The 580-nt window shown below is 67.2% G+C and carries 1 pseudogene; it reads left to right on the forward strand.

The window, feature by feature from the left end:
- Positions 1–580, forward strand: a pseudogene (locus AC6CH8_RS22830) (HNH endonuclease); the annotation flags it as partial.

Below are 580 nucleotides of genomic sequence, written 5' to 3' on the forward strand. Positions count from 1 at the left end.
CGTGGTCGGGCGTGCCAGCCGTGCCGCCGCTGAACGGATGGTGAGCCTGCGCCCTGCTCCGGACACCATGACGTACCTGACCGCGCTGCTTCCGGTGGCCCAAGGGGTGGCGGTTTACGCGGCTCTTTGCCAGGCTGCTGATTCGGCCCGTTCCAGCGGGGATGCGGGCTCTGGTGTTGTCCCGACCCGGGGTCAGGTCATGGCCGATACCTTGGTCGAGCGCGTCACCGGTACACCTGGCGGGATTTCAGGGATCAACCTGGACCTCGTCATGACCGACCGCACCCTGTTCCAAGGCGACAGCGAACCAGCCCGGCTCAAGGGCTACGGAATAGTCCCCGCCGAATGGGGAAGGGGGCTTCTCGGTTCGGGGCGAGCCGCAACCCAGGGGCAGGCCGCAACTCCGGGACAGGCCGTGGCGAACCCCGCCTCCGGACCAGGCCAAGCTGGCCCAGATCACGCGAGAACTCCGGATACAGAGCTCAGTGTCTGGCTTCGCCGGCTCTACACCGCACCAGCCAGTGGTGAGCTCCTGAGCATGGACTCCAAAGCCCGGCTCTTCCCGACGAGGCTTCGGCGT

Source organism: Paenarthrobacter sp. GQ52, from assembly GCF_059759005.1.